We start from the raw sequence: 24,755 nt of genomic DNA on the forward strand, positions 1-24,755 counted from the left end.
GGCGGACGACAATGGGCGGGTGAACAGCCCGCCCGACCCCCCGCCCCGCCTCGACGCCCTCCTGCGGCCCCGGGTGCCCTCCCCGCTGTCGGCCGTCCGGGACGAGCGCTTCGCGCGCCACGGGGTGACCCTGCTCCTCAAGCGGGACGACCTGATCCACCCGGACCTGCCGGGCAACAAGTGGCGCAAACTCGTCCTCAATCTGGAGGCCGCCGCCGGGCGCACCGTGCTCACGTTCGGCGGCGCGTACTCCAACCACCTCCGGGCCACCGCGGCGGCCGGCCGGCTGCTGGGGTTCCCCACCATCGGCGTCGTCCGCGGCGACGAGCTGGCCAGCCGCCCGCTCAACCCGTCGCTCGCCCGGTGTGCGGCCGACGGTATGCGGCTGCACTTCGTGGACCGTACGACGTACCGCGCGAAGGCCTCCCCCGAGGTCCTGGAGGGGCTGCTGAGCCGGTACGGGGACGTGGAGGTCATCCCGGAGGGCGGCAGCAACGCCCTGGCCGCACAGGGCTGTACGGCGCTGGGGCGCGAGCTGGCCGGAGAGGCCGATGCGGCGGCCGTGGCCTGCGGTACGGGCGGCACCCTGGCCGGGCTCGCCGCCGGTCTCGACCCCGGGCAGCGGGCCCTGGGCGTGCCGGTGCTGCGCGGCGGCTTCCTCGGGCGGGAGGTGGAGCGGCTCCAGCGCGAGGCGTTCGGCGGCCCGTCCGGCAGCTGGACGCTGGACGAGCGCTTCACCTTCGGCGGCTACGCCCGCTCCACCCCGGAGCTGGAGGCCTTCGCCGCGGACTTCGAGGACCGGCACGGGCTGCCCGTGGAACGCGTCTACGTCGCCAAGCTGCTGTTCGCGCTGACCGCGCTGGCCGAGGAGGGCGCCTTCGCGCCGGGCGCCCGGGTGGCCGCGGTGATCACCGGCACCCCCGGGGCTCCGCCCGCGCCGCTTCAGGAGTCGTCCGTCTCCCGGTAGGCGGCCGCCTCCTCCAGATCCAGCCGGCGCAGCAGCGTACGCATCATCTCGTCGTCGATCCGCCGCTCGTCGCGGAGCCGCACGAAGACCTCGCGTTCGGCCTCGATCATCTCCCGCGCCAGCCGCCGGTAGGTGTCGTCCGCCGACTCCCCGGTGACCGGGTCGGCCGTGCCCAGGCGCTCCCACACGGCGTTGCGGCGGCGCTCCAGCACACTGCGCAACCGGTCGGCCAGCGGTGGCGGCAGGCTGCTGTGCGGGTCGGCCAGCAGCTCGTCCAGGCGGGCCTCGGCGGCCGCGGAGGCCTCGCTCTGGGCCTGCGCCTCGACCAGCGTGACGGTCCGCGGATCGGGGCCCGGCAGCTTCAGCACGCGGACGAGGACGGGCAGCGTCAGCCCCTGGATCACCAGCGTGCCGATGACGGTGGTGAAGGTCAGGAACAGCACCAGACTGCGGGCCGGGAACGGTTCGCCGTCCTGCATGACCAGCGGGATCGAGAACGCGACGGCGAGCGAGACGACCCCGCGCATCCCGGCCCAGCCCACGATCAGCGGCGCGGTCCAGTCGGTGCCCGGCTCGCGTTCCCGGACGCGGCGCGAGAGCCACCGGGGCAGATAGGTGGCCGGGTAGACCCAGACGAAGCGGACCACGACGACGGCCAGGAACACGAGGACGGCGTAGCCGAGCGCCTCCCCCACCCCGAACGAGCCGAGCCCCTTCAGGACGAACGGCAGCTGGAGCCCGATCAGGGCGAAGACCGCCGACTCCAGGATGAACGCCACCATCTTCCAGACGGCCGCCTCCTGAAGACGGGTGGCGAAGTCGACCTGCCAGGAGCGGTGGCCCAGGTAGAGGGCGACGACGACCACGGCGAGGACTCCGGAGGCGTGCACCCGTTCGGCCGCCGCGTACGCCACGAAGGGGATCAGGAGGGAGAGCGTGTTCTGGAGGAGCGCTTCCTTGAGATGCGTACGCAGCCAGTGCAGCGGCACCATCAGCAGCAGCCCGACACCGACGCCGCCGACCGCCGCCAGCAGGAACTCGCCGATCCCGGCGGCCCAGCTCATCCCCTCCCCCACCGCGGCTGCCAGTGCCACCCGGAAGGCGGTGATCGCCGTGGCGTCGTTCACCAGCGACTCGCCCTGGAGGATCGTGGTCACCCGGGCGGGCAGCCCGACCCGGCGGGCGATGGCGGCGGCCGTCACGGCGTCCGGCGGCGCGACGACCGCCCCCAGGACCAGGGCGGCGGTCAGCGGCAGGTCCGGGATGATCCGGTACGCCAGCCAGCCCACCGCGACGGTCGCGAAGAGGGTGTAGCCCACCGAGAGCAGGGCGACCGGCCGGATGTTGGCCCGCAGATCCAGGTAGGAGCTGTCCACGGCCGCCGTGTAGAGCAGCGGCGGAAGCAGCAGCGGCAGCACGACGTGCGCGTCCAGGTGGTACGTCGGGATACCCGGCAGATAGCCGGCCACGAGCCCCACGGCGACCAGCACGAGCGGGGCGGGCACCGGGGTACGGCGGGCCGCGCCGGCGACCGCCGCACTGACCGCGACCAGGGCAACCAGCGGCAGCGCGTCCATCCCACCGTCCTCGGATCCGTCGTAACCTGCCCATCATGAGCGAGTGTGCGCATGTAGCGGAACTGCCACGCCCCGAGCCCGTGCCGCTCGGCGAGACCTGTCCCGAGTGCCTGGCGGCGGGCACCCACCCCGTGCAGCTGAGGCTCTGCCTGACCTGTGGGCACGTCGGCTGCTGCGATTCGTCGCCGCTGCGGCACGCCACCGGACACTTCCGGGCGACCGGTCACCCCGTGATGCGGAGCTTCGAGACGGGCGAGAGCTGGCGCTGGTGCTTCGAGGACGGTTCGATCGTCTGACGCCTGGGTACGTCAATGCGGCGCTGGTTCTTCGCAATTGGACGCCGCAGACCCCTAGCCACTGTGCGTACTCATGGGCTTACCATGAGTGACGGCCGGGGTATGGGGTCCGTACGACACGGCATCATGGATCCGATAACGTCGCCGAGCCGAAGAACCGTCGACGGACCGCATGGCTCCGGGCCCCCCTTCCCGGAACCTCGAAAGAGTTTGTGCCACCTTGGAGGTGAGGGTGTCCCAGATCGCAGGCGAGCCCGGGAATCAGGACTTCGTGGAAGTCCGGCTGCCCGCTGCGGGTGCCTACCTGTCGGTGCTGCGAACGGCCACGGCCGGTCTCGCAGCGCGTTTGGACTTCACTCTCGACGAGATCGAGGATCTTCGCATCGCGGTCGACGAGGCCTGCGCGATCCTGCTCCAGCAGGCCGTGCCGGGCTCCGTCCTCAGCTGCGTCTTCCGTCTCGTCGACGATTCCCTCGAAGTGACGGTGTCGGCGCCCACCACGGACGGACGGGCGCCCGAGCGCGACACCTTCGCCTGGACGGTGCTCTCCGCACTGGCCGGCAAGGTCGACTCCACGGTCGCCGACGACCGTACGGTCAGCATCAGCCTCTACAAACAGCGCGGCGCGGGCCCCGGGCCGGCGTGAGCGACGGGAACGGGGACGGTCCTGTGCGGGACGAGACGATCCGATCCGGGGTGGTGCGCCCAGCAGGCATCCCGGAACAACAGGCCCGGCCGCATCCGGTGGACGGAGCGGACGGGCCCGAGAGCCTCAACGTCGCGGTGGAGCAGCAGTCGCAGGCAGAGCGGGCGGGCCAGATGAGCGAGCACGGGCACCACGATCCACACGACCGCAGCGGGGCCCGGGCCCTCTTCTTCGAGCTGCGGGAACTGCCCGACGGTTCGGCGGAGAAGGCCGAGCTGCGCAACCGGCTGGTGCGGATGCATCTGCCACTGGTGGAGCACCTGGCGCGCCGCTTCCGCAATCGGGGCGAGCCGCTGGACGACCTGACCCAGGTCGCCACGATCGGACTCATCAAGTCCGTGGACCGGTTCGACCCGGACCGGGGGGTGGAGTTCTCGACGTACGCCACCCCCACGGTGGTCGGCGAGATCAAGCGCCACTTCCGGGACAAGGGCTGGGCGGTGCGGGTGCCGCGCCGCCTCCAGGAGCTGCGGCTGTCGCTGACCACGGCCACCGCGGAGCTCTCCCAGCAGCACGGCCGCTCGCCGACGGTGCACGAGCTGGCCGAGCGGCTCGGCATCTCCGAGGAGGAGGTGCTGGAGGGCCTGGAGTCGGCCAACGCGTACAGCACGCTCTCGCTGGACGTGCCGGACACGGACGACGAGTCGCCGGCGGTCGCGGACACGCTGGGCTCGGAGGACGAGGCGCTGGAAGGCGTGGAGTACCGGGAGTCGCTCAAGCCGCTCCTGGAGGACCTGCCGCCGCGCGAGAAGCGCATCCTGCTGCTGCGCTTCTTCGGGAACATGACCCAGTCGCAGATCGCCCAGGAGGTCGGCATCTCGCAGATGCACGTCTCGCGACTGCTGGCCCGCACCCTGGCGCAGCTGCGTGAGCGGCTGCTCGTCGAGGAGTAGGCGAGGAGCGGGCGAGCGGGGCGGGGTCCGTCGGCTCAGGCCTCGGGGGTCGCCCTCGGCCCCCGGCGGATGCCGAGGTCCTGGGTGGTCGCCGGGTTCAGGACGAGCACGAGTCCGGTGACGGCGACCGCCGCCAGCACGATTCCGGTGGGGATCAGGGCGCCCTGAGAGCGCAGCAGCGTCCAGGCCACCGGCAGCGCCATGATCTGGGTGATCAGCGCGGGCCCCCGGCTCCAGCTGCGCAGCAGCAGCAGCCCGCGGGCGGCGATCAGCGGGATCGCGCCGAGTGCGATCAGGGTGATCCCGACCGTCTCGGCCTGCTGTGTGCTCTCCAGCTTCCCGAGCACCCCCATGACCAGGAGACAGACGCCGCCGACGGCGAGTGCCACGCCTTCGAGGGCGTTGACCCCGGCGAGGACGGTGATCCTGGTCGGGCGCTCCGCTGCGGAGGGCGACGGCGTGGACGGTGTCTGCTGAGTGCTCACGCCTTTCAGGTTGGCATCCCCGGGGCCCGGAAGTGAAGCCGGGGTGCGCGGGAGCCCCACCCGTTCGGCGGTGGACCGGGGCGGGCCGTCACGCTCCGTCACCGGCCCCGAGCGCAGCGAACCGGGACTACGAGCCCGAACCGCCCGGTAGGTAGGCTGGCGGTCATGCGCGCACTCCTCGTGGTCAACCCAGCTGCTACCACCACCAGTGCCCGCACCCGTGATGTGCTCATCCACGCGCTGGCCAGCGAGATGAAGCTGGAGGCGGTGACCACGGAGTACCGGGGGCACGCGCGCGACCTGGGGCGGCGGGCGGCGGACAGCGACGACATCGATCTGGTGGTCGCCCTCGGCGGCGACGGCACGGTGAACGAGGTCGTGAACGGGCTGCTGCACCGGGGCCCGGACGTGGACGCCCTCCCGAAGCTCGCCGTGGTTCCCGGCGGGTCCACCAATGTCTTCGCGCGCGCCCTCGGACTGCCGAACGACGCGGTGGAGGCGACCGGTGCGATTCTGGACGCCCTGGCGAACCGGACCGAACGCACGGTTGGTCTGGGCCTGGCCGCCGGCACCCCGGGCACGGAGGACGAGTCCGTTCCCGAACGCTGGTTCACTTTCTGTGCCGGACTCGGGTTCGACGCGGGAGTCATCGGCCGGGTCGAACAGAAGCGCGAGGGCGGGAAGCGTTCGACGCACGCCCTGTACGTACGCCAGGTGGTGCGGCAGTTCCTGAACGAGGCCCACCGCAGACACGGTCAGATCACGCTCGACGTGCCCGGCCAGGACCCGGTCACCGACCTCGCGCTCTCCATAATCTGCAACACCGCCCCCTGGACCTACCTGGGCAATCGTCCGATGTACGCCTCCCCGAAGGCCTCCTTCGACACCGCGCTGGACGTCCTCGGACTGAAGCGTCTGTCCACCCCGGCGGTGGCCCTCTACGGCACCCAGCTGCTCACTTCGAGCCCCGAGAAGGGGCCCCGCGGGAAGCACGCCGTTTCACGGCATGACCTCACGGACTTCACCTTGCATTCAAAGGTCCCACTGCCCTTCCAGATGGACGGTGACCACCTGGGACTGCGTACGAGCGTGACGTTCACAGGCGTACGCCGTGCACTGCGTGTGATTGTGTGAGTGGAAGGGCCGAAAGTCCTTTAACTCGAACGTTTGGACTGGGTCCCACCCCTAAGAAGTGCGCCTGTGACCTAGTCGACACCGAGGAATCAAAAAAAACTTTCCAGAAGGGGTTGTATCCGTCGCCGAGGTTTGGGAATCTCTTCATGGCGATCGGGACGGCCCGCAACACCGGCCTCCACTGAGAGCCAGAACCCCTCCTCACCATCACAGACCACGCCCAGTCCATCTGGGGGTCGGCCCGTCATCTGCGGGGGGATTCGTGAAAGCGTTCACATTCACAAGCAACAAGCGTGTAATACCAAGGAGAGGTAGCAGCCATGGACTGGCGTCACAACGCCGTTTGTCGTGAGGAAGACCCCGAGCTGTTCTTCCCCATCGGCAACACCGGTCCTGCGCTGCTGCAGATCGAGGAAGCCAAGGCTGTCTGCCGCCGCTGCCCCGTCATGGAGCAGTGCCTGCAGTGGGCGCTCGAGTCCGGCCAGGACTCCGGCGTCTGGGGTGGCCTCAGCGAGGACGAGCGCCGCGCGATGAAGCGCCGCGCCGCTCGCAACCGGGCGCGCAACGCAAGCGCCTGAGCGAGAACCGCACCAAGCCTCAGCCCGGCGGCGCGTACAGAGCGTACGCACAGCCCCGCCTTCGAGTCGCAGCGCGCAGTACCCCGGAGCGCATCGCATCGTGAGCATCACGGAGCGGGCCCGGACCGTCACCACGGTCCGGGCCCGCTCTGCTGTGTGCGCTCGCGCGGTTCTACTTGTCGCTGCTGACCGGAAGGTCCAGCACCACCTGGGTGCCGCGCTCGGGGGCCGGGACCATGCCGAACGTGCCGCCCAACTCCCCCTCCACCAAGGTCCGTACGATCTGGAGTCCGAGGTTGCCGGCCCGCTTCGGGTCGAACCCCTCGGGCAGCCCGCGGCCGTCGTCGGTGACGGTGATCAGCAGCCGCCCGTCGGCGGGCGATCCGCCGCGCACGGCGGAGACCTCCACCGTCCCGTGGTCGGCCACGGCGAAGGCGTGCTCCAGGGCGTTCTGCAGAACCTCCGTCAGCACCATGGAGAGCGGGGTGGCGACCTCGGCGTCGAGGATGCCGAAGCGTCCGGTGCGCCGGCAGGTCACCTTGCCCGGGGAGATCTCCGAGACCATCGCGATCACCCGGTCGGCGATCTCGTCGAACTCGACCCGCTCGTCCAGATTCTGGGACAGCGTCTCATGGACGATGGCGATCGAACCGACGCGCCGGACGGCCTCGTTGAGCGCCTCGCGGCCCTGCTCGGAGTCCATCCGGCGGGACTGGAGGCGCAACAGGGCGGCCACCGTCTGGAGGTTGTTCTTCACCCGGTGGTGGATCTCCCGGATGGTCGCGTCCTTGGTGATCAACTCACGTTCGCGGCGGCGCAGTTCGGTGACGTCCCGGAGCAGGACGAGCGAGCCGATGCGGACACCCTTGGGTTTGAGCGGGATGGCCCGCAGCTGGATCACCCCGCCCGCGCACTCGACCTCGAACTCCCGGGGCGCGTAACCGCTGGCCACCTTGACCAGGGCCTCGTCCACCGGCCCCCGGGACGGGGCCAGTTCGGCGGTGGTGGTGCCGAGGTGGTGGCCGACCAGATCGGAGGCGAGGCCGAGGCGGTGGTAGGCGGAGAGGCCGTTGGGGCTGGCGTACTGCACGATCCCGTCGGCGTCGAGCCGGATCAGGCCGTCGCCCACCCGCGGGGAGGCGTCCATGTCGACCTGCTGGCCGGGGAAGGGGAAGGACCCGGCGGCGATCATCTGGGCCAGGTCGGAGGCGGACTGGAGGTAGGTGAGCTCCAGCCGGGAGGGGGTGCGCACGGTGAGCAGGTTGGTGTTGCGGGCGATGACGCCGAGCACCCGGCCGTCACGGCGTACGGGGATGGACTCGACCCGTACGGGCACCTCCTCGCGCCACTCCGGGTCGCCCTCGCGCACGATCCGGCCCTCGTCCAGCGCCGCGTCCAGCAGCGGGCGGCGGCCGCGCGGCACCAGGTGGCCGACCATGTCGTCCTGGTAGGAGGTGGGCCCGGTGTTGGGGCGCATCTGGGCGACGGAGACGTACCGCGTGCCGTCGCGGGTCGGGACCCACAGCACCAGGTCGGCGAAGGACAGGTCGGAGAGCAGCTGCCACTCCGAGACCAGCAGATGGAGCCACTCGAGGTCGGTGTCGCTCAGAGCGGTGTGCTGGCGGACGAGGTCGTTCATGGAGGGCACGTGTGGAGCGTACCTGTGGTTACCGGAAGCGTTCGAACCGATCGGCCCGGCGGACCGTGCAGTGGGCAGGACGATGGACAGGCGCGGCGGCCGGCCCGAGAATGTCGTGCATGCGGATGGACACGGGTATTGGTCTAGTCCACAATGTTCATCAAGACCTCCGCTCTCCCCGCACAGGAGAGCGGACCGAGGCACCCGGCGCTCTCTGCCCTGACCGCGCCGGTGCCTCCAGTGGCCGGGGGCACCGCACACCGCCGGCCAGGTAGGGCCTGCCTTTTGGAACAGGCCGGATCAGCGAGCGGGGTCCGGTGCGTGCAGCTGCAAGGCGGAGGAGGAAGTCGACGCAGTGGGCTCTCCCCCTGCTCGAGCTCGTTCGAGAGCTTGGGGAAGTCGGCGACCGACGACAACGCCGCAGATGCGCGTGCCGGGGCCCGGGAGCCCGGCCTGTTCCGAAAGGCAGGCCCGCAGCTCCGGGCTGCGGTGCCGGATGGGCTGAGGGTCCCGTCCCGGCGCCGCGGCCCGCGGGTGTTTCCGGGGGCCGCACGCCTCCGGTCCTCAGCGGGTCTCGGTGACCTTCGCCAGGGCGCGGGGCGCGTCGGGGTCCTGGCCCCGGGCGATCGTCACCTCGTACGCCAGCATCTGCAGCGGCAGGATCTCCAGGATCGGCTGCAACTCCTCCGGGACGCCCGCCGTGGGCAGCGAGAAGCCGGCCGAGGCCGCCTCCACCTGGGCCTTGGGGCCGACCACGAAGAGATCCGCGCCGCGTCCGCGCAGCCGGTCCAGCACCGGCTGGAGTGCCTCGCCGCCCCGGCCGTCGGTGACCACGGCGATCACCGGGGAGATGTTGTCGACCATCGCCAGCGGGCCGTGCAGCAGATCGGCGCCGGAGTAGGAGAGAGCCGGGATGTAGCTGGTCTCCATGAGCTTCAGGGCCGCTTCCTTGGCCGTCGGGTAGCCGTAGCCGCGCGAGGTGATCACCATGCGCTCGGCGAAGCGGTAGCGGGAGGCCAGCGCCTTGACCTCGGCCCGGCGGCCCAGGATCGCGCCGGCGAGGTCGGGCAGGCCCGCGGCGGCCGTGGTGCCGTCGCCGCCGCCCAGGCCCACCACGAAGAGGTAGAGGGAGAGCAGGGAGGCGGTGTACGTCTTGGTGGCCGGCAGCGCCTTCTCCGGGCCCGCCAGGATGTCGATGTGGTACTCGGAGACGGCGGCGAGCGCGGAGTCCGGGTTGTTGGTGACGGCGAGCGTGACGGCCCCGGCCTCCCGGGCGGCCCGGGTGGAGGCCACCAGGTCCGGCGAGCCGCCCGACTGACTGACGGTGATCACCAGGACGTCCCGCAGATCGGGCTTGGCTCCGTAGGCCGTGGTGGTGGACATCGAGGCCAGTCCGCAGGGCAGCCCGAGGCGGATCTCCAGCAGGTACTTCGCATAGAGCGCCGCGTTGTCCGACGTACCCCGGGCGGTGAGCAGCACGAACCGGGGCTTCCGGGCGGCGATCTCGGCGGCGACCTCGTTGATGCGGGGCGCGCCCTGTTCGAGGATCCGGCGCAGCATCGCGGGCTGCTCGGCCATTTCGCCGGACATGATGCGGCCGGGCTCGTCGCCCTGGCCGCTCCGGTCGGCCGGAGGGGTGGCGGACATGTGGGGGCCTCCCTGGGCTGTCAACGGCATACGGGACGGCGCGCGGGTGGTACGCGGTCGGCGCCGTACCGGACAAGTCGACCAGGCAATGCGGTGGCCCGCCAGCGGGCCGGGGCGTGCGGGGCCGGAGGTGCGCACCGGGTGCGGCCGATGGGCGGACTGTTCACCGTACGGCCGCTCGATTCTGCTAAATTGGGAACTTGATTGGTCTATACCACCGGCTCCCCTAGTCAGATCGGCAGGCACAGCGTGGAAGTTGTCATCGTCCCGGACGCCACGGCAGGCGGCGAACTGATCGCGGAGGCCATCGCCGCGCTGCTCCGCCGCAAGCCCGACGCCCTGCTCGGCGTTGCCACCGGCTCGACCCCGCTGCCCATCTACCGCGCACTGGCGGCCAAGGTCGCCTCCGGGGCCGTCGACGCCACGCGCGCCCGGATCTGCCAGCTCGACGAGTACGTCGGCCTGCCCGCGGGGCACCCGGAGTCGTACCGCTCGGTGGTGCTGCGCGAGGTCGTCGAGCCGCTGGGGCTCTCCGAGGCCTCCTTCATGGGCCCCGACGGCTCGGCCGAGGACGTCCAGGCGGCCTGCGAGGCGTACGACCGGGCGCTGGCGGAGGCGGGCGGTGTCGACCTCCAGCTCCTGGGCATCGGCACGGACGGGCACATCGGTTTCAACGAGCCGTGCTCCTCCCTCGCATCGCGCACCCGCATCAAGACGCTGACGCAGCAGACCCGGGTCGACAACGCGCGCTTCTTCGACGACGACATCGAGCAGGTGCCGCACCACGTGATCACGCAGGGCATCGGGACGATCCTGGACTCCCGGCACCCGATCCTGCTGGCCACCGGTGAGGGCAAGGCGGAGGCCATCGCCCAGACGGTGGAGGGTCCGGTCGCCTCGATCGTGCCGGCCTCGGCGCTCCAGCTGCATCCGCACGCGACCGTGGTGGTGGACGAGGCGGCGGCGTCGAAGCTGAAGCTGGGGGACTACTTCCGGGCCACGTATGCGGCGAAGCCTCAGTGGCAGGGGCTGTAGGGCTCGCCCCCTTTCCCGTACGGCAGAGGGCCGGGACGCCTTGGTGGTGTCCCGGCCCTCTGCCGTGCGGTGTGGTGCTGAACGGGGCGGCCCGTCCGGCCAGAGGCGTTGTCCTCGATCGCCGGACGGGCTTGATGTTGCCCGGCTCGAACGTGTCAGGCCTTGGTGCCCGTCAGCGCTTCCGCCGCCGCTGTGCCGCAGACCCTTGCCGCGCCATGGGTGGCGACATACAGCGCACCCCTCGGGTCCGACTGGGGCAGGCCCATCTCGACCACGACCGTGTCCGGGCGGGCCGCCAGCAGGGCGTCGAGCGCCGCGCCCATCCAGGCGTGCCGGTGCTCGTCGCGGACCACGGCGACGACGCGCCGCTCCCCCGCCGCCGCCAGGATCGCGTCCGCGACGGCCTCGGTCTCCTCGGTGTAGGTGTCCGTGCCGGTGCCGGGCAGGATCCTGTCCAGCTCGGCGGCGATGCCCCACGGGGTCTCGTCGCCGACCGCGATGTTCGCCACCGCGCTGAACGAGGCGACGTACGCCGCCTCCGTCAGCCGGTCGCCGGAGCCGGTCACCCGGACCGCGCGGCGGGCGGCCACCAGACCGATGTCGGAGCTGACACCGGTGCCGGGCGCGGTCCCCTCCTGCACTGCCGCGCCCGGCTCCGGGACATCCCCCCGGGCCCTCTGCGTCCAGGACGCGAGGGCTCGTACACGGGCGGCCGCGTCGGCGAGCCGCTCCTCGGTCAGTTCCCCGCTGCGCACGGCCGCGACGAGGGCGTCGCGCAGCCGCAGCACCGTCTCCTCGTCGGCCAGGCCGCCGCCCACACAGATGGCGTCGGCGCCCGCCGCGAGGGCGAGGACGGACCCGCGCTCGATGCCGTACGTACCGGCGATGGCGTCCATCTCCACGGCGTCGGTGACGATCAGGCCGTCGTAGCCCAGCTCCTGGCGCAGCAGACCGGTGAGGATCTGCGGGCTCAGGGTCGCCGGGCGGTCCGGGTCGAGTGCGGGAAGAAGGATATGCGCGCTCATCACCGATTTGGAACCCGCGGCGATGGCCGCCCGGAAGGGCACCAGCTCACGGGCGTGCAGGGTGTCCAGGTCCACATCGATGCGGGGCAGTGCGAGGTGCGAGTCGACCGCGGTGTCGCCGTGCCCGGGGAAGTGCTTGGTGCAGGCGGCGACACCGGCGGCCTGGAGCCCCTCGATGTACGCGGCGGTGTGCCGGGCGGCCAGGCGGGTGTCGGCGCCGAAGGAGCGCACGCCGATGACCGGGTTGCCCGGGTTGGAGTTGACGTCGGCGGACGGCGCCCAGTTGAGGTTGACGCCGCACTCGGCGAGCCGGCGGCCCAGCTCCTGGGCGACGGCCCGGGTGAGGTGGACGTCGTCCACCGAGCCGAGGGCGAAGTTGCCGGGGAAGGAGGAGCCGTGCGTGACCTCCAGGCGGGTCACGTCGCCGCCCTCCTCGTCGATGGCGACGAGGACGTCGTCCCGCTCGGAGCGCAGCCGTCCGGTGAGGGCGGTGAGCTGCTCGGGCGAGGTGATGTTGCGCCCGAACAGGCCGACGGAGGCGAGGCCTTCACCGACGCGGCGCAGCAGCCAGTCCGGTGCGGTGGTTCCGGTGAACCCGGGCTGGAGCACAGCGAGCGCGTCGCGCGTCACGGTGTCCGTGGTGGAAACGAGGGTGGTCATGAGCCCGCACTATCCCTTCACGGCGCCGGAAGTGAGGCCTGCGGCCATCTTCTTCTGAATGATCATGAAGAACACGACGACCGGGATGGCGATCATGGTCGATGCCGCCATGAGGGCGCCGTAGTCCGTTCCGCGCTCGGTCGTGAACGTCATCAGCCAGACGTTCAGCGTGTACTTGGAGTTGTCGTTGATCAGGATGTACGCGAAGAGGTACTCGTTCCACGCGTTCACCAGGGCGAAGATCGACGCGGCGGCGAGCCCGGGGGCGAGCAGCGGGAAGATCACCCGCCGGAAGGCCTGGAAGCGGGTGCAGCCGTCGACCATCGCGGACTCCTCCAGCTCCACCGGGATGTTCACGACGAAGCCGCGGATCATGATGGTGGCGAAGGGCAGCGTGGAGACCAGATAGACGACGATCAGGCCCCAGTACTCGTCGATCCCGCCCATGGCGTTGAGCTGGGCGTAGATCGGGATGAGCATCGCCGTCGGCGGCAGCATCTGGACCAGGATCATGATCAGGACCAGGGCCTTGCGGCCGAAGAACCGGAACCGGCCGATGGCCAGGGCCGCCAGGGTCGCGATGATCATGCCGCCGACCACCGCGGTGACGGCGACGATCAGGCTGGACTGGATGGCGGTGGTGAAGTTCGGCTGCTCGGTGGCCCGGACGAAGTTGTCGAAGGTGATCGACGTGGGCCACAGGGTCTGGTCGTAGCTGCGGATCTCCCGGTTGGGCCGCAGGGCGCTGATGACCAGCCAGTAGACCGGGAAGACCATGACCAGGGCGACGACGAGGCCGATGAGGTCGAAGTGCAGCCGGCTCTTCTTGCGGTCGGGGCGCAGTACCTGTGTCTGGGTCGAGCTGCTCATTCGACCTCTCCCGTCTTCATGAGCTGGCGCAGGTAGTACACGGCCACGCCGGACAGCAGCAGTACCGTGATCAGGGCGATCGCGGTGCCCTGGCTGAAGGAGGTGGACTCGAACGCCTTGGAGTAGGAGTAGAGGCCGAGGGTCTCGTACTCCGGCTCGGGCTTGTTGCCGCGCAGCAGCCAGATCTGGCCGAAGACGTTGAAGTCCCAGATCACCGAGAGGGTGGCGACCATGGTGAAGACCGGCTTGATGACCGGCCAGGTAACGAACTTGTAGATGCCGTAGGCGCTGGCGCCGTCGAGGGCGGCGGCCTCCTCCAGCTCCTGGGGAACCTGGGTGAGGGCGGCGTACAGGGTGACGACGACGAACGGGATGGCGCCCCAGACGACCAGCAGGGTGATGATGCCGAAGCCCTGGATCGGGTTGAGGTACCAGTTGTGTCCGAGCCAGTCCTCGCCGACGACCTTGGCGATCAGGGTGTTGATCAGGCCGTAGTCGGAGTCGGCCATGAAGCGGAAGATCGAGGCGGCCACCATCAGCGGCATCGACCAGGCGGCGATGAGGCAGGCGGTGAGCACGAGCCGGACCCAGGTGGTGAGCTTGCGCATCAGCAGGGCGACCAGCAGCCCGATCCCCATGGTCAGCGTCACACAGATGGCCATGAAGACGACCGTGCGGAAGGTGACCCACCAGAACTCGGAGTCGCCGAGGATGTTGGTGAACTGCTCGAAGCCGACCCATGGCGCCGGTTCTCCGGACCACAGCTCGCGCCGGCCCATGTCCTGGAAGGACATGATGACCGTCTTGCCGAGCGGGTAGAGGTAGACGGCGGCGATCGCCACGATCGCCGGGAGAATCAGGAAGTAGGGGAGCAGTTCCCCCTTCTTCCGCTTTCTCTTCTGCACCCGGGGCGCATGGTCGTCAAAGGACGACTTCCCCGTCGCCTGCGGGTCGGGTGGTACGGGGACCGGCGGCCCGGCGGCCTTGGTATCAGCGGCAGACACGTGGCTGACCTTCCATCGCGGGTCCGGGGCGGGCCCCGGAATTCACGGCATTCACTTGCGGGAAAGGAGCGGGGGCCCGGCGCTGACGCCGGGCCCCGCCTGGCGATCGGAAGGTCAGGATTCCTTGTTGATCAGCGCGTTGATCTTGTCGTCGGCCTTCTTGGTGGCGTCGGCGACGGAGGAGCCCTTGACGATCTCCAGAAGCATGTTCTGGAGGATCTCCTCCTTCTCGATGGAGGCCCAGCCCGGCGCGATCGGCGTGAACCAGGCGTCCGGCACCGCGTTGGCGATGGCGGCGGTCTCCGGCTTGGCCTTCAGCGGCTCAAGCTGCTTCTCGTTGTTGGGGAGGATGTTCTTCGACGCGAGGACCTCCATGGACTTCGCGTTGGTGAAGAGGGAGATCCACTCCTCGCCGAGGTCCTGGACCTTGGACTTGGAGATCGTCGCGAGGTCCGAGCCGCCGATGAAGGACGGGAGGGCCTTGCCCTCGGGGCCGGGCATACCGGCCGTGGCGATCTTGCCCTCGAGCTTCGGGTTGCCGTTCTCACCCGTGGTGACGCTGCCGGCCTCCCAGGCCTGGCCGTAGATGACCGCGGCCTTCTCGTTGGCCATGACGTTGGCGTGGTCCTGCTCGTCCTTCGTCACATCGGCCTTGTTGTACTTTTTGACCAGGTCGACGAAGTGCTGGATGCCCTTCTGGGCCTCCGGAGTGGAGAGCGCGGCCTTCCACTCCTTGCCGCCCTCGTCGTACGTGGCTATCTGGCCACCGTAGGCGGCGACGTACGACATCGCGGCGTACCAGTAGCGGCCCGGGAAGTAGAGGGAGGAGGCGCGCTTGTCCTTCTTGCCCAGCTCGGCGTCGACCTTGTCCATCGCGGCGAGGAACTCGTCCTCGGTCTGCGGGAGGGCGTCGCTGCCGGTGCCGGCCTTCAGCATGTCCTTGTTGTACACGGCCAGACGGGCGCTCGCGTAGTAGGGGACGCAGTAGGTCTTGCCCTCGAAGGAGCACGTGTCCTTCAGACCCTTGATCCAGGTGTCCGAGTTCTCGTACTTCTTGGGGTCGATTTCTCCGAGCGCACCATTGAGGATGTACTGCATGGTCTCGGTATTGCCGAGTTCCACGACGTCCGGGAATTTGTCGCCGCCGAGGGAGGTGTCCAGCTTCTTGACCTTGTCGGCCCACTGCTGGTACTGAATCTTGACCGTGACGCCCGGGTACTTCTTGTTGAACTCGGCGTTGACGTCCTTGACCAGCTCGGGCCAGGTGGACTGGGCCTCGCCCATGAGCCAGACGGTCAGGGTTTCCTTGCGGTCCTTCGGGTCCGCGGACGAATTCTTGTCGTCGGAACCACACGCCGCGACCGAAACCAACATGCCCGCGACACCGATAGCCGCGATGAGCTTGCGCTTCACGTCAAACCCTCCTCAGGGATGCTGCAACCCCACCCACCGCGAAGACATTCGACGAGTTCTGCTGGGGCTGGACCTGGTCTTTAATGGTTTAGACCAGTACCGGGAGCTTGGCCTAGACCTTTAGGGGTGTCAAGGGTGTATAAGAAGTGCACTCGCGTCCGTTATAGGACCGACACCTAAGGGAGGGCGACGACCCGTGACCGGACCGTGCCACCATGTGAGCCGCGACAGACGGAGGAGCCGGTGACGGCAGCAACGCAGCAGTCGGGAAGGCGGGCCATGGGTGCCGACGGGGGCAGTACGGGGAGCGAGACCGGTGCCGGTACGCGCACGGCGCGCGTACCGAAGTACTACCGGCTCAAGCGCCATCTCCTCGACATGACGGACACCTTGCCGCCCGGCACCCCGGTGCCGCCCGAACGCACCCTGGCGGCCGAGTTCGACACCTCGCGCACCACCGTGCGCCAGGCGCTCCAGGAGCTGGTCGTCGAGGGCCGCCTCGAACGCATCCAGGGCAAGGGCACCTTCGTCGCCAAGCCGAAGGTCTCCCAGGCCCTCCAGCTCACCTCGTACACCGAGGACATGCGCGCCCAGGGACTGGAGCCGACGTCCCAACTGCTGGACATCGGCTATGTCACGGCGGACGACACGCTCGCCGGCCTGCTGGACATCTCGACGGGCGGCCGGGTGCTGCGCATCGAGCGGCTCCGGCTCGCCAGCGGGGAGCCGATGGCGATCGAGACCACCCACCTTTCGGCCAAACGCTTCCCGGCGCTGCGCCGTTCGCTGGTGAAGTACACCTCGCTCTACACCGCGCTCGCCGAGGTGTACGACGTCCGCCTCGCCGAGGCGGAGGAGACCATCGAGACCTCGCTCGCCACCCCGCGCGAGGCCGGTCTGCTGGGCACCGACGTGGGCCTGCCGATGCTCATGCTGTCCCGTCATTCGGTGGACGGCCAGGGCGAACCGGTGGAGTGGGTGCGCTCGGTCTACCGGGGCGACCGCTACAAGTTCGTGGCCCGTCTCAAACGCCCGACGGACTGAGAACCACCAGCGCACGAACAGGCGGTGGCCCAGGGATCCCTTCCCCGGGCCACCGCCTGTTTTCGGTCATCCCGAGTGACGCGGGCATCGCGTGAACCGATCCTCCCTCCCGTCCGTGTCATGACTGCGGAACTTCGGTGGAGACATCGGCGAAACACGACCGGTATGCGGACAGGGGTTCCGGAGAGCGGCCGCACCACCTAGATTTCGCGCACGTTACGACAGTGATCGCGCGAGGGGACGGATCGATATGCCGGAAACGCCCACATCAGCACCACCGGTTCCACCCGCACCCGGACGGCGGGCTCCGACCCCGAAGTCCATAGTCGTCTGGAGCCTGGTGGCCCTGGCCGGCGCCATCGGCTGGGCCACCCTCGCGCTCTCGCGGGGTGAAGAGGTCTCCGCCGCCTGGATGCTGGCCGCGGCCCTCGGCTCGTACGCCATCGCGTACCGCTTCTACTCCCGGTTCATCGCCAACCGGGTCCTGAAGGTCGACAAGAACCGTGCGACCCCGGCCGAACGGCTGGACAACGGCGTCGACTTCCATCCCACCGACCGCCGGGTCCTGTTCGGCCACCACTTCGCCGCCATCGCGGGCGCGGGCCCGCTGGTCGGTCCGGTGCTCGCCGCACAGATGGGTTATCTGCCGGGCACGATCTGGCTCGTCGTGGGCGTCATCTTCGCCGGCGCCGTCCAGGACATGGTGACGCTCTTCTTCTCGACCCGCCGCAACGGCCGTTCGCTCGGCCAGATGGCGCGCGACGAGATAGGGCCGGTCGGCGGGATCGCCGCCCTGGTCGCGGTCTTCATCATCATGATCATCCTGCTCGCGGTCCTCGCGCTGGTCATCGTGAACGCGCTCGCCCACTCGCCGTGGGGCGTCTTCTCCATCGGCATGACGATCCCGATCGCCCTCTTCATGGGCGTCTATCTGCGCATCCTGCGGCCCGGCAAGGTCAGCGAGGTCTCCCTGATCGGCGTCGCGCTGCTGCTCCTCGCGATCGTCTCGGGCGGCTGGGTCGCGGAGTCGTCGTGGGCGGACTTCTTCACGCTGGAGCCGGGCACGCTGGTCATCTGGATGATCGTGTACGGGTTCCTCGCCTCCGTGCTCCCCGTGTGGCTGCTGCTGGCCCCGCGCGACTACCTCTCCACCTTCATGAAGGTCGGCACGATCGGGCTGCTGGCCCTGGGCGTGGTCGTCGCCCTGCCGACCCTGAAGATGCCCGCGGTCACCGACTTCGCCTCCAGCGGCTCGGGCCCGGTCTTCGCCGGCTCGATGTTCCCGTTCGTCTTCATCACCATCGCCTGCGGCGCGCTCTCCGGCTTCCACTCCCTGGTCTCCTCCGGCACCACGCCGAAGATGGTCCAGAAGGAGACGCAGATCAGGATGATCGGCTACGGCGCCATGCTGGTCGAGTCGTTCGTGGCGATCATGGCGATGATCGCCGCCTGCATCATCGACCCCGGGCTCTACTTCGCCATCAACGCGCCCGCCGGCGTGATCGGCGACAGCGTCCAGTCCGCCTCCCAGGCCGTGGCCAACTTCGGCTTCACCATCACCCCGGACGCCCTGGCCCAGGCCGCCAAGGACGTCGAGGAGGCGAGCCTGCTCTCCCGGACCGGTGGCGCGCCCACCTTCGCGCTCGGCATGTCGGAGATCTTCTCCGCGGTGGTCGGCGGGACCGCGATGAAGGCGTTCTGGTACCACTTCGCCATCATGTTCGAGGCGCTCTTCATCCTGACCACCGTGGACGCCGGCACCCGGGTCGGGCGCTTCATGCTCCAGGACATGCTGGGCAACGCCTACAAGCCGTTCCGCGAGGTCAGCTGGAAGCCGGGCGTCTGGTTCGCCAGCGCCGTCGTGGTCGGCGGCTGGGGCTACTTCCTCTGGGTCGGTGTGCACGACCCGCTGGGCGGCATCAACCAGCTCTTCCCGCTCTTCGGCATCGCCAACCAGCTGCTGGCCGCCGTCGCGCTGGCCGTCTGCACCACGCTGCTCGTCAAGTCCGGCCGGCTGAAGTGGGCCTGGGTCACCGCGGTCCCGCTCGCCTGGGACGTGGCGGTCACCCTCACCGCGAGCTGGCAGAAGATCTTCTCCGAGGACGTGAAGATCGGCTTCTTCGCCCAGCGTGACAAGTACCAGGCGGGCATCGACGCGGGCGAGGTGCTGGCCCCCGCGAAGAACATGGACGACATGCGGACCGTCGTCACCAACTCCACCGTCGACGGGGTGCTGAGCGCGCTCTTCGCGCTCCTCATCATCGTGGTGCTCGTGGACGCCGGGCGGGTCTGCTACAAGGCCATCCGCGACCCGGAGAGCGTCAAGCTCCACGAGACGCCGTACGTCGAGTCCAAGCTCGTCGCCCCGGCCTCGCTCATCGCGACCCCGGAGGAGAAGGCCGAACTGGCCGCCGCCGGCCTCGGCCCCGAGGGCGGCCTCCGCAAGGAGCCCGCGGGAACGGGGAGTCCGACATGACCGTCGCGGACGTCCGGCGGGTGGCGGGACGGATCCGCTGGTACGTCCGTGAGCTGACCGGCGAGTCCACGTACGACCGCTATGTGGCACACGCGAGAACGCACGATCCGGACGCCCCGGTGATGACCCGCCGCGCGTTCGAGCGCAGCCGCACGGACGCCCGCGAGGCCGATCCGCGCGAGGGCTTCCGCTGCTGCTGAGCACCACCGGCCGGTCAGCGGGCCCTGGATCCCGGGCCGTCGCCCCTCCCTCGATGGAGCGGGCGGCGGCCCGGAGGTCGTTCCGGTGTCCGTCCACCGTTCGATTACCCGGTGCGCGGACCCCTCACCGTACGAAAAGATGTGCCCATGACATCGCGCTCCCGGTCGCCCCGGCTCCGGCCCCTCCTCCTGACCCTGCCGCTGACGCTGGCACTGACCCTGACGGCGACGGGCTGCGGCACCGAGCCGGCGCCCGACACGATGGCGGCGGGCCGGAGTTCCTCGGACGGTCCGGCGCCGGACCGGGCGGATCTGGAGGCACGGGCGAGCGCCGCGCAGCTCGTCGCGGAGCAGGTGTGGGTGACCGAGGCCGCGGGCTACGCCCTGGTACGCCAGTCGGTCGGGGCGCTCGGTGACGACGGGTTCAGCAGCTCCTACAGCGCGCCGGACGGCGGAACGCTCCAGCTGTCGGTGGAGCGCCGCCCGCGCGCCGAGGCCGACTGTGCGGAGGGGGCCGCGGCCGCGAGCGGTCAGGAGCCCCTGGTGACGTGCGAGCGGGACGGCGAACAGTGGTACCGGGCCACGGAGTCGGGCCATGCGTACGCCTGGGAACAGGGCGGACTCGTGGTCACGGTGAGCGGGCCGCGCGACAAGGTGGACCGGGCGACGCTGCGTTCGGCGGCGCGGGCCGCCCACCGAGCCGACGACCGGGAACTGGACCGGGTGCTGCCGCCGGCCGGGGAGGCCGCCGGGCGGCAGCCGGTCGAGCGCGGCGATCTGCCGCCGGTGGGCGACGGCGCGCCGAACAACGATGTGGGAGCGAGTGGCTGATGGATCTGACGATCAGGGTGGCGGAACCCGCCGAGTACGCCGCGCTCGGCGGGATCATCGCCGAGGCGTATCTCGGTGATGATCTGCTGGACGGCCCGCAGGACCCGTATCTGCTCCAGCTGCGGGCGGTGGAACGACGGGCGGCCGAGGCGGAGGTGCTGGTCGCGCTCGACGCGGACGGGACGGTGCTCGGCGGCGTGACGTATGCCGCTCCCGGCACTCCGTGGCGCGACATCGCCGGTCCGGGCGAGGCCGAATTCCGGATGCTGGCCGTGGCCCGCGCGGGGCGCGGACGGGGCGTGGGAGAGGCTCTCGTGCGGGCGTGCATCGAGCGGGCCCGGTCGACGGAGGCTGTCCGGGCACTGGTGCTGTCGACGCAGCCGGCCATGCTCGCGGCCCACAGGATCTACCGTCGGCTCGGCTTTCTGCGGACCCCTGAACGGGACTGGGAGCCGGTGCCGGGCCTGCGGCTCATGACCTTCCGGCTGGGGCTGGAGGCGGCGTCCTGAGGGGCGTATTGAATCGACGCGACACAACATGTGGGGGCCGCAGCATCTGGCGGCCCCCACATGTATGCTCGACCTCGCTGTCGTCGCAGGGGAATCCGGTGCGAATCCGGAACTGTCCCGCAACGGTGTGATCAGTGTGTTTTTGCACACCTGAAGTCCGATGACCTGCCGACAGCGCGTCCGGATCGACCGAACCGGATGCCAGACGTCCGGGCCTCGCGGATAGGCCGGTGGACGCCGTCAGCTGTGCTGCCCTGCCCCGGGCTTCGCGCTGCCCGGCTTCCCCGCCTGCTGCCGGCCCCCTGCCGAGCGAGGGAAAGCCCAGTGACCATCGCGCCCGCCGATCCGGTTTCAGCCACCGAATCCGCCGAGTCCACCACGGCCGGGAACGCCCCGAACGACGGACCCGGGACCGCTTTGCTGCGGACCCTGACCGACCTCACCGTCGATCTGCCCGACACCGACCCCGGCCGGGTCGCCGCCGCCGCGCTGCGCGGGCGCAACGCCCGTTCCGACGAGGCCGAGTTGCGCTCGCTGGCCACCGAGGCCGCCGCGGGGCTGATCTCCGAGGACCCGGCGTACTCCCGGCTCGCCGCCCGGCTGCTGACCCGCACGATCGCGGACGAGGCCGCGGGGCAGGGCGCGACGTCCTTCTCCGCCTCGGTCGCCGTCGGGCACCGCGAGGGCCTGATCGCCGACCGCACCGCCGCGTTCGTGGCGCTGCACGCGGACGCGCTCGACAAGCTCGTCGAGCAGGCCCTGGCGGACGGCGCCGACGACCGCTTCGGCTACTTCGGTCTGCGGACGCTGCACAGCCGTTACCTCCTGCGCCACCCGCTCACCCGCGAGGTCATCGAGACCCCGCAGCACTTCATGCTGCGCGTGGCCGCGGGCCTCGCCGAGGACGAGTCGGTGCGGGCGCTGGACGAGGTCGCCGCGCTCTACGGGCTGATGAGCAAGCTGGACTACCTCCCCTCCTCCCCCACGCTCTTCAACTCCGGTACGCGACACCCGCAGATGTCCTCCTGCTATCTGCTGGACTCGCCGAAGGACGAGCTGGACTCGATCTACGACCGCTACCACCAGGTGGCGCGGCTCTCCAAGCACGCGGGCGGCATCGGTCTGTCGTACTCCCGCATCCGTGCCCGGGGTTCGCTGATCCGGGGCACCAACGGGCACTCCAACGGCATCGTGCCGTTCCTCAAGACGCTGGACGCCTCCGTCGCGGCGGTGAACCAGGGCGGCCGGCGCAAGGGCGCGGCGGCGGTCTACCTGGAGACCTGGCACGCGGACATCGAGGAGTTCCTGGAGCTCCGCGACAACACCGGTGAGGACCAGCGGCGTACGCACAACCTGAACCTGGCGCACTGGATCCCGGACGAGTTCATGCGCCGGGTCGACGCGGACACCGAGTGGTCGCTGTTCTCCCCGGCGGACGTGCCCGAGCTGGTCGACCTGTGGGGCGACGCGTTCGACGCGGCCTACCGCGGGGCCGAGGCCAAGGGTCTGGCCCGCAGGACGATTCCGGCGCGTGAGCTGTACGGCCGGATGATGCGGACCCTCGCGCAGACCGGTCAGGGCTGGATGACGTTCAAGGACGCCTCCAACCGGACCGCGAACCAGACCGCCGAGCCGGGCCGGGTCGTGCACTCCTCGAACCTGTGCACGGAGATCCTCGAGGTCACCGACGACGGCGAGACGGCCGTCTGCAACCTGGGCTCGGTCAACCTGGGCGCCTTCGTGGCGAACGGCTCGATCGACTGGGAACGCCTGGACGCCACCGTGCGGACGGCCGTGACCTTCCTGGACCGGGTCGTCGACATCAACTTCTACCCGACCGAGCAGGCCGGGCGCTCCAACTCCCGCTGGCGGCCGGTCGGCCTGGGTGCGATGGGCCTCCAGGACGTCTTCTTCCAGCTGCGCCTGCCGTTCGACTCGCCCGAGGCCCGCGCGCTCTCCACGAAGATCTCCGAGCGCATCATGCTGGCCGCGTACGAGGCGTCCTGCGACCTCGCCGAGCGCTCCGGCCCGCTGCCCGCGTGGTCGGAGACGCGTGCCGCGCGCGGGGTGCTGCACCCCGACCACTACGACACCGAGCTGAACTGGCCGGAGCGCTGGGACGCGCTGCGCGCCCGGGTCGCGAAGACCGGCATGCGCAACTCGCTGCTGCTCGCCATCGCGCCGACCGCGACGATCGCCTCGATCGCCGGGGTGTACGAGTGCATCGAGCCGCAGGTCTCCAACCTGTTCAAGCGCGAGACGCTCAGCGGTGAGTTCCTCCAGGTGAACGCCTACCTGGTGGACGAGCTGAAGAAGCTCGGCGTGTGGGACGCCCGCACCCGTGAGGCGCTGCGCGAGGCCAGCGGCTCCGTGCAGGGCTTCGCCTGGATCCCCGAGGACGTGCGGGCGCTGTACCGCACGGCGTGGGAGATCCCGCAGCGCGGTCTGATCGACATGGCGGCGGCCCGTACGCCGTTCCTCGACCAGAGCCAGTCGCTCAACCTGTTCCTGGAGACGCCGACGATCGGCAAGCTCTCCTCGATGTACGCGTACGCCTGGAAGCAGGGGCTGAAGACGACGTACTACCTGCGTTCGCGCCCGGCGACCCGGATCGCCCGTGCCGCGTCCGGGCAGGCGGCGGCCGCCGCCCCCATTCCCGTACAGCAGGCTTCGGCTCCCGACGCGGACGCCATCGCCTGCTCTCTCGAAAACCCCGAGTCCTGCGAGGCCTGCCAGTAATGAGCACGAACGAAGAGAAGAACCTGCTCGACCCGGGATTCGAGCTGACCCTGCGTCCCATGCGCTACCCGGACTTCTACGAGCGCTACCGGGACGCGATCAAGAACACCTGGACCGTCGAGGAGGTCGACCTCCACTCGGACGTCGCCGACCTCGCCAAGCTGTCGCCGGGTGAGCAGCACATGATCGGCCGGCTGGTGGCGTTCTTCGCGACCGGTGACTCGATCGTCTCCAACAACCTCGTGCTGACGCTGTACAAGCACATCAACTCCCCCGAGGCGCGGCTGTACCTGTCGCGGCAGCTCTTCGAGGAGGCCGTGCACGTCCAGTTCTATCTGACGCTGCTGGACACCTATCTGCCCGACCCGGACGACCGGGCGGCGGCGTTCGACGCGGTCGAGGAGATCCCCTCGATCCGGGAGAAGGCGCAGTTCTGCTTCAAGTGGATGGACTCGGTCGAGAAGATCGACCGGCTGGAGACGAAGGCCGACCGCCGTCGCTTCCTGCTGAACCTGATCTGCTTCGCGGCGTGCATCGAGGGCCTGTTCTTCTACGGTGCGTTCGCCTACGTGTACTGGTTCCGCTCGCGCGGTCTGCTGCACGGTCTCGCCACGGGCACCAACTGGGTGTTCCGTGACGAGACGATGCACATGAACTTCGCGTTCGAGGTCGTGGACACCGTCCGCAAGGAGGAGCCGGAGCTCTTCGACGACGCGCTCCAGCAGCAGGTCACCGACATGCTGAAGGAGGCGGTCGAGGCGGAGCTGCAGTTCGGCCGCGACCTGTGCGGCGAGGGCCTGCCGGGCATGAACACCGAGTCGATGCGCCAGTACCTGGAGTGCGTCGCCGACCAGCGGCTCGCCCGCCTCGGCTTCCCGACGGTGTACGGCTCGGAGAACCCGTTCTCCTTCATGGAGCTCCAGGGCGTCCAGGAGCTGACGAACTTCTTCGAGCGCCGCCCGTCCGCCTACCAGGTGGCCGTCGAGGGCTCGGTCGGGTTCGACGACGACTTCTAGACCCGACGGGA

General features: G+C 70.0%; 22 protein-coding genes and 1 riboswitch. Of the genes, 14 read left to right on the forward strand and 8 right to left on the reverse strand.

Annotated elements, in window-relative coordinates:
* The first annotated feature begins 19 nt into the window (after window positions 1–19).
* On the forward strand, window positions 20–967 hold the full coding sequence (locus AC0VY3_RS28230; RefSeq protein WP_475550895.1) for a 1-aminocyclopropane-1-carboxylate deaminase/D-cysteine desulfhydrase: 948 nt from the start codon (window positions 20–22) through the stop codon (window positions 965–967).
* Here the strand turns inward: AC0VY3_RS28230 and AC0VY3_RS28235 are convergent.
* Window positions 943–2,544 carry a Na+/H+ antiporter gene (locus tag AC0VY3_RS28235; protein WP_103510527.1) on the reverse strand — a complete coding sequence of 534 codons (1,602 nt, stop codon included), beginning with the start codon at window positions 2,542–2,544 and terminating at the stop codon, window positions 943–945. The genes AC0VY3_RS28230 and AC0VY3_RS28235 overlap by 25 nt on opposite strands.
* A 35-nt stretch (window positions 2,545–2,579) precedes the next feature.
* Here AC0VY3_RS28235 and AC0VY3_RS28240 point away from each other — a divergent pair, with 35 nt between their 5' ends.
* The 3 genes from AC0VY3_RS28240 (at window position 2,580) to AC0VY3_RS28250 (ending at window position 4,439) form a co-directional block, all read left to right on the forward strand.
* Window positions 2,580–2,840 carry a UBP-type zinc finger domain-containing protein gene (locus AC0VY3_RS28240; RefSeq protein ID WP_103510528.1) on the forward strand — a complete coding sequence of 87 codons (261 nt, stop codon included), beginning with the start codon at window positions 2,580–2,582 and terminating at the stop codon, window positions 2,838–2,840.
* Between the two features lie 232 nt (window positions 2,841–3,072).
* Window positions 3,073–3,486: an ATP-binding protein gene (locus tag AC0VY3_RS28245; RefSeq protein WP_003966375.1), complete on the forward strand. Its 414-nt coding sequence runs from the start codon at window positions 3,073–3,075 to the stop codon at window positions 3,484–3,486.
* A gap of 23 nt (window positions 3,487–3,509) precedes the next feature.
* Window positions 3,510–4,439 (forward strand): RNA polymerase sigma factor SigF, encoded by a 930-nt coding sequence (locus AC0VY3_RS28250; protein ID WP_103510529.1) that lies wholly within the window; start codon window positions 3,510–3,512, stop codon window positions 4,437–4,439.
* Window positions 4,440–4,474: 35 nt separating this feature from the next.
* Here the strand turns inward: AC0VY3_RS28250 and AC0VY3_RS28255 are convergent, their stop codons facing one another.
* The gene (locus AC0VY3_RS28255) at window positions 4,475–4,924 is read right to left on the reverse strand and encodes a hypothetical protein (RefSeq protein ID WP_103510530.1); all 450 of its coding nucleotides are present in this window, start codon (window positions 4,922–4,924) and stop codon (window positions 4,475–4,477) included.
* A 165-nt stretch (window positions 4,925–5,089) separates the two neighbouring features.
* Here AC0VY3_RS28255 and AC0VY3_RS28260 point away from each other — a divergent pair, with 165 nt between their 5' ends.
* Window positions 5,090–6,058, forward strand: a complete 969-nt coding sequence (locus tag AC0VY3_RS28260) for a diacylglycerol/lipid kinase family protein (protein WP_103510531.1) — start codon at window positions 5,090–5,092, stop codon at window positions 6,056–6,058.
* A gap of 320 nt (window positions 6,059–6,378) precedes the next feature.
* On the forward strand, window positions 6,379–6,636 hold the full coding sequence (locus tag AC0VY3_RS28265; protein ID WP_003953983.1) for a WhiB family transcriptional regulator: 258 nt from the start codon (window positions 6,379–6,381) through the stop codon (window positions 6,634–6,636).
* 172 nt (window positions 6,637–6,808) lie between these two features.
* On the opposite strand, the gene AC0VY3_RS28270 is transcribed toward AC0VY3_RS28265, so the two are convergent.
* Both AC0VY3_RS28270 and AC0VY3_RS28275 read right to left on the reverse strand, forming a co-directional pair.
* On the reverse strand, window positions 6,809–8,275 hold the full coding sequence (locus tag AC0VY3_RS28270; RefSeq protein ID WP_103510532.1) for a sensor histidine kinase: 1,467 nt from the start codon (window positions 8,273–8,275) through the stop codon (window positions 6,809–6,811).
* A gap of 564 nt (window positions 8,276–8,839) precedes the next feature.
* Window positions 8,840–9,922, reverse strand: coding sequence for an SIS domain-containing protein (locus AC0VY3_RS28275; protein WP_103510533.1), 1,083 nt, complete (start codon window positions 9,920–9,922; stop codon window positions 8,840–8,842).
* Between the two features lie 249 nt (window positions 9,923–10,171).
* On the opposite strand from AC0VY3_RS28275, the gene nagB reads away from it, so the two are divergent.
* Window positions 10,172–10,957, forward strand: coding sequence for a glucosamine-6-phosphate deaminase (gene nagB, locus AC0VY3_RS28280; protein WP_103510534.1), 786 nt, complete (start codon window positions 10,172–10,174; stop codon window positions 10,955–10,957).
* A gap of 155 nt (window positions 10,958–11,112) precedes the next feature.
* Here the strand turns inward: nagB and AC0VY3_RS28285 are convergent, their stop codons facing one another.
* From AC0VY3_RS28285 to AC0VY3_RS28300, 4 genes are all read right to left on the reverse strand, one after another.
* Entirely contained in the window at window positions 11,113–12,642 is a 1,530-nt protein-coding gene (locus tag AC0VY3_RS28285; RefSeq protein WP_103510535.1) for a glycoside hydrolase family 3 protein, read from the reverse strand.
* 9 nt (window positions 12,643–12,651) lie between these two features.
* A complete protein-coding gene (locus tag AC0VY3_RS28290) occupies window positions 12,652–13,512 on the reverse strand; it encodes a carbohydrate ABC transporter permease (RefSeq protein ID WP_103510536.1) in 861 nt (286 codons plus the stop codon).
* On the reverse strand, window positions 13,509–14,516 hold the full coding sequence (locus AC0VY3_RS28295) for a carbohydrate ABC transporter permease (protein ID WP_103510537.1): 1,008 nt from the start codon (window positions 14,514–14,516) through the stop codon (window positions 13,509–13,511). The genes AC0VY3_RS28290 and AC0VY3_RS28295 overlap by 4 nt, the downstream gene beginning before the upstream one ends.
* A gap of 114 nt (window positions 14,517–14,630) precedes the next feature.
* Window positions 14,631–15,929 (reverse strand): sugar ABC transporter substrate-binding protein, encoded by a 1,299-nt coding sequence (locus tag AC0VY3_RS28300; RefSeq protein ID WP_103510538.1) that lies wholly within the window; start codon window positions 15,927–15,929, stop codon window positions 14,631–14,633.
* 279 nt (window positions 15,930–16,208) lie between these two features.
* Between AC0VY3_RS28300 and AC0VY3_RS28305 the strand changes: the two genes are divergently transcribed.
* From AC0VY3_RS28305 to AC0VY3_RS28335, 7 genes are all read left to right on the forward strand, one after another.
* Window positions 16,209–16,973: a GntR family transcriptional regulator gene (locus AC0VY3_RS28305; RefSeq protein ID WP_007458216.1), complete on the forward strand. Its 765-nt coding sequence runs from the start codon at window positions 16,209–16,211 to the stop codon at window positions 16,971–16,973.
* A 250-nt stretch (window positions 16,974–17,223) separates the two neighbouring features.
* Window positions 17,224–19,449 carry a carbon starvation CstA family protein gene (locus tag AC0VY3_RS28310; protein WP_475550896.1) on the forward strand — a complete coding sequence of 742 codons (2,226 nt, stop codon included), beginning with the start codon at window positions 17,224–17,226 and terminating at the stop codon, window positions 19,447–19,449.
* Entirely contained in the window at window positions 19,446–19,649 is a 204-nt protein-coding gene (locus AC0VY3_RS28315; protein WP_010061528.1) for a YbdD/YjiX family protein, read from the forward strand. The genes AC0VY3_RS28310 and AC0VY3_RS28315 overlap by 4 nt, the downstream gene beginning before the upstream one ends.
* A gap of 147 nt (window positions 19,650–19,796) precedes the next feature.
* The gene (locus AC0VY3_RS28320; protein WP_475550897.1) at window positions 19,797–20,480 is read left to right on the forward strand and encodes a hypothetical protein; all 684 of its coding nucleotides are present in this window, start codon (window positions 19,797–19,799) and stop codon (window positions 20,478–20,480) included.
* Complete coding sequence (locus AC0VY3_RS28325; RefSeq protein WP_242741201.1) at window positions 20,480–20,989, forward strand: GNAT family N-acetyltransferase; 510 nt, start codon at window positions 20,480–20,482, stop codon at window positions 20,987–20,989. The genes AC0VY3_RS28320 and AC0VY3_RS28325 overlap by 1 nt, the downstream gene beginning before the upstream one ends.
* A gap of 33 nt (window positions 20,990–21,022) precedes the next feature.
* Window positions 21,023–21,176: riboswitch (cobalamin riboswitch) on the forward strand.
* A 137-nt stretch (window positions 21,177–21,313) separates the two neighbouring features.
* Entirely contained in the window at window positions 21,314–23,728 is a 2,415-nt protein-coding gene (locus tag AC0VY3_RS28330) for a ribonucleoside-diphosphate reductase subunit alpha (RefSeq protein WP_475550898.1), read from the forward strand.
* Window positions 23,728–24,744 (forward strand): ribonucleotide-diphosphate reductase subunit beta, encoded by a 1,017-nt coding sequence (locus AC0VY3_RS28335; RefSeq protein ID WP_103510543.1) that lies wholly within the window; start codon window positions 23,728–23,730, stop codon window positions 24,742–24,744. Before AC0VY3_RS28330 ends, AC0VY3_RS28335 begins: the two co-directional genes overlap by 1 nt.
* The last annotated feature ends 11 nt before the right edge of the window (window positions 24,745–24,755 follow it).

The sequence above is a fragment of the Streptomyces sp. iso_384 genome (genome assembly GCF_056172905.1).

Bases quoted from the DNA above. Each gene is read 5' to 3' on its own strand.
- AC0VY3_RS28265 (WP_003953983.1), top strand. From the start codon at position 6,379: ATGGACTGGCGTCACAACGCCGTTTGTCGTGAGGAAGACCCCGAGCTG.
- AC0VY3_RS28305 (WP_007458216.1), top strand. From the start codon at position 16,209: ATGGGTGCCGACGGGGGCAGTACGGGGAGCGAGACCGGTGCCGGTACG.
- AC0VY3_RS28240 (WP_103510528.1), top strand. From the start codon at position 2,580: ATGAGCGAGTGTGCGCATGTAGCGGAACTGCCACGCCCCGAGCCCGTG.
- AC0VY3_RS28335 (WP_103510543.1), top strand. From the start codon at position 23,728: ATGAGCACGAACGAAGAGAAGAACCTGCTCGACCCGGGATTCGAGCTG.
- AC0VY3_RS28315 (WP_010061528.1), top strand. From the start codon at position 19,446: ATGACCGTCGCGGACGTCCGGCGGGTGGCGGGACGGATCCGCTGGTAC.
- AC0VY3_RS28235 (WP_103510527.1), bottom strand. From the start codon at position 2,544: ATGGACGCGCTGCCGCTGGTTGCCCTGGTCGCGGTCAGTGCGGCGGTC.
- AC0VY3_RS28325 (WP_242741201.1), top strand. From the start codon at position 20,480: ATGGATCTGACGATCAGGGTGGCGGAACCCGCCGAGTACGCCGCGCTC.
- AC0VY3_RS28270 (WP_103510532.1), bottom strand. From the start codon at position 8,275: ATGAACGACCTCGTCCGCCAGCACACCGCTCTGAGCGACACCGACCTC.
- AC0VY3_RS28320 (WP_475550897.1), top strand. From the start codon at position 19,797: ATGACATCGCGCTCCCGGTCGCCCCGGCTCCGGCCCCTCCTCCTGACC.
- AC0VY3_RS28310 (WP_475550896.1), top strand. From the start codon at position 17,224: ATGCCGGAAACGCCCACATCAGCACCACCGGTTCCACCCGCACCCGGA.
- AC0VY3_RS28260 (WP_103510531.1), top strand. From the start codon at position 5,090: ATGCGCGCACTCCTCGTGGTCAACCCAGCTGCTACCACCACCAGTGCC.
- AC0VY3_RS28285 (WP_103510535.1), bottom strand. From the start codon at position 12,642: ATGACCACCCTCGTTTCCACCACGGACACCGTGACGCGCGACGCGCTC.
- AC0VY3_RS28275 (WP_103510533.1), bottom strand. From the start codon at position 9,922: ATGTCCGCCACCCCTCCGGCCGACCGGAGCGGCCAGGGCGACGAGCCC.
- AC0VY3_RS28290 (WP_103510536.1), bottom strand. From the start codon at position 13,512: ATGAGCAGCTCGACCCAGACACAGGTACTGCGCCCCGACCGCAAGAAG.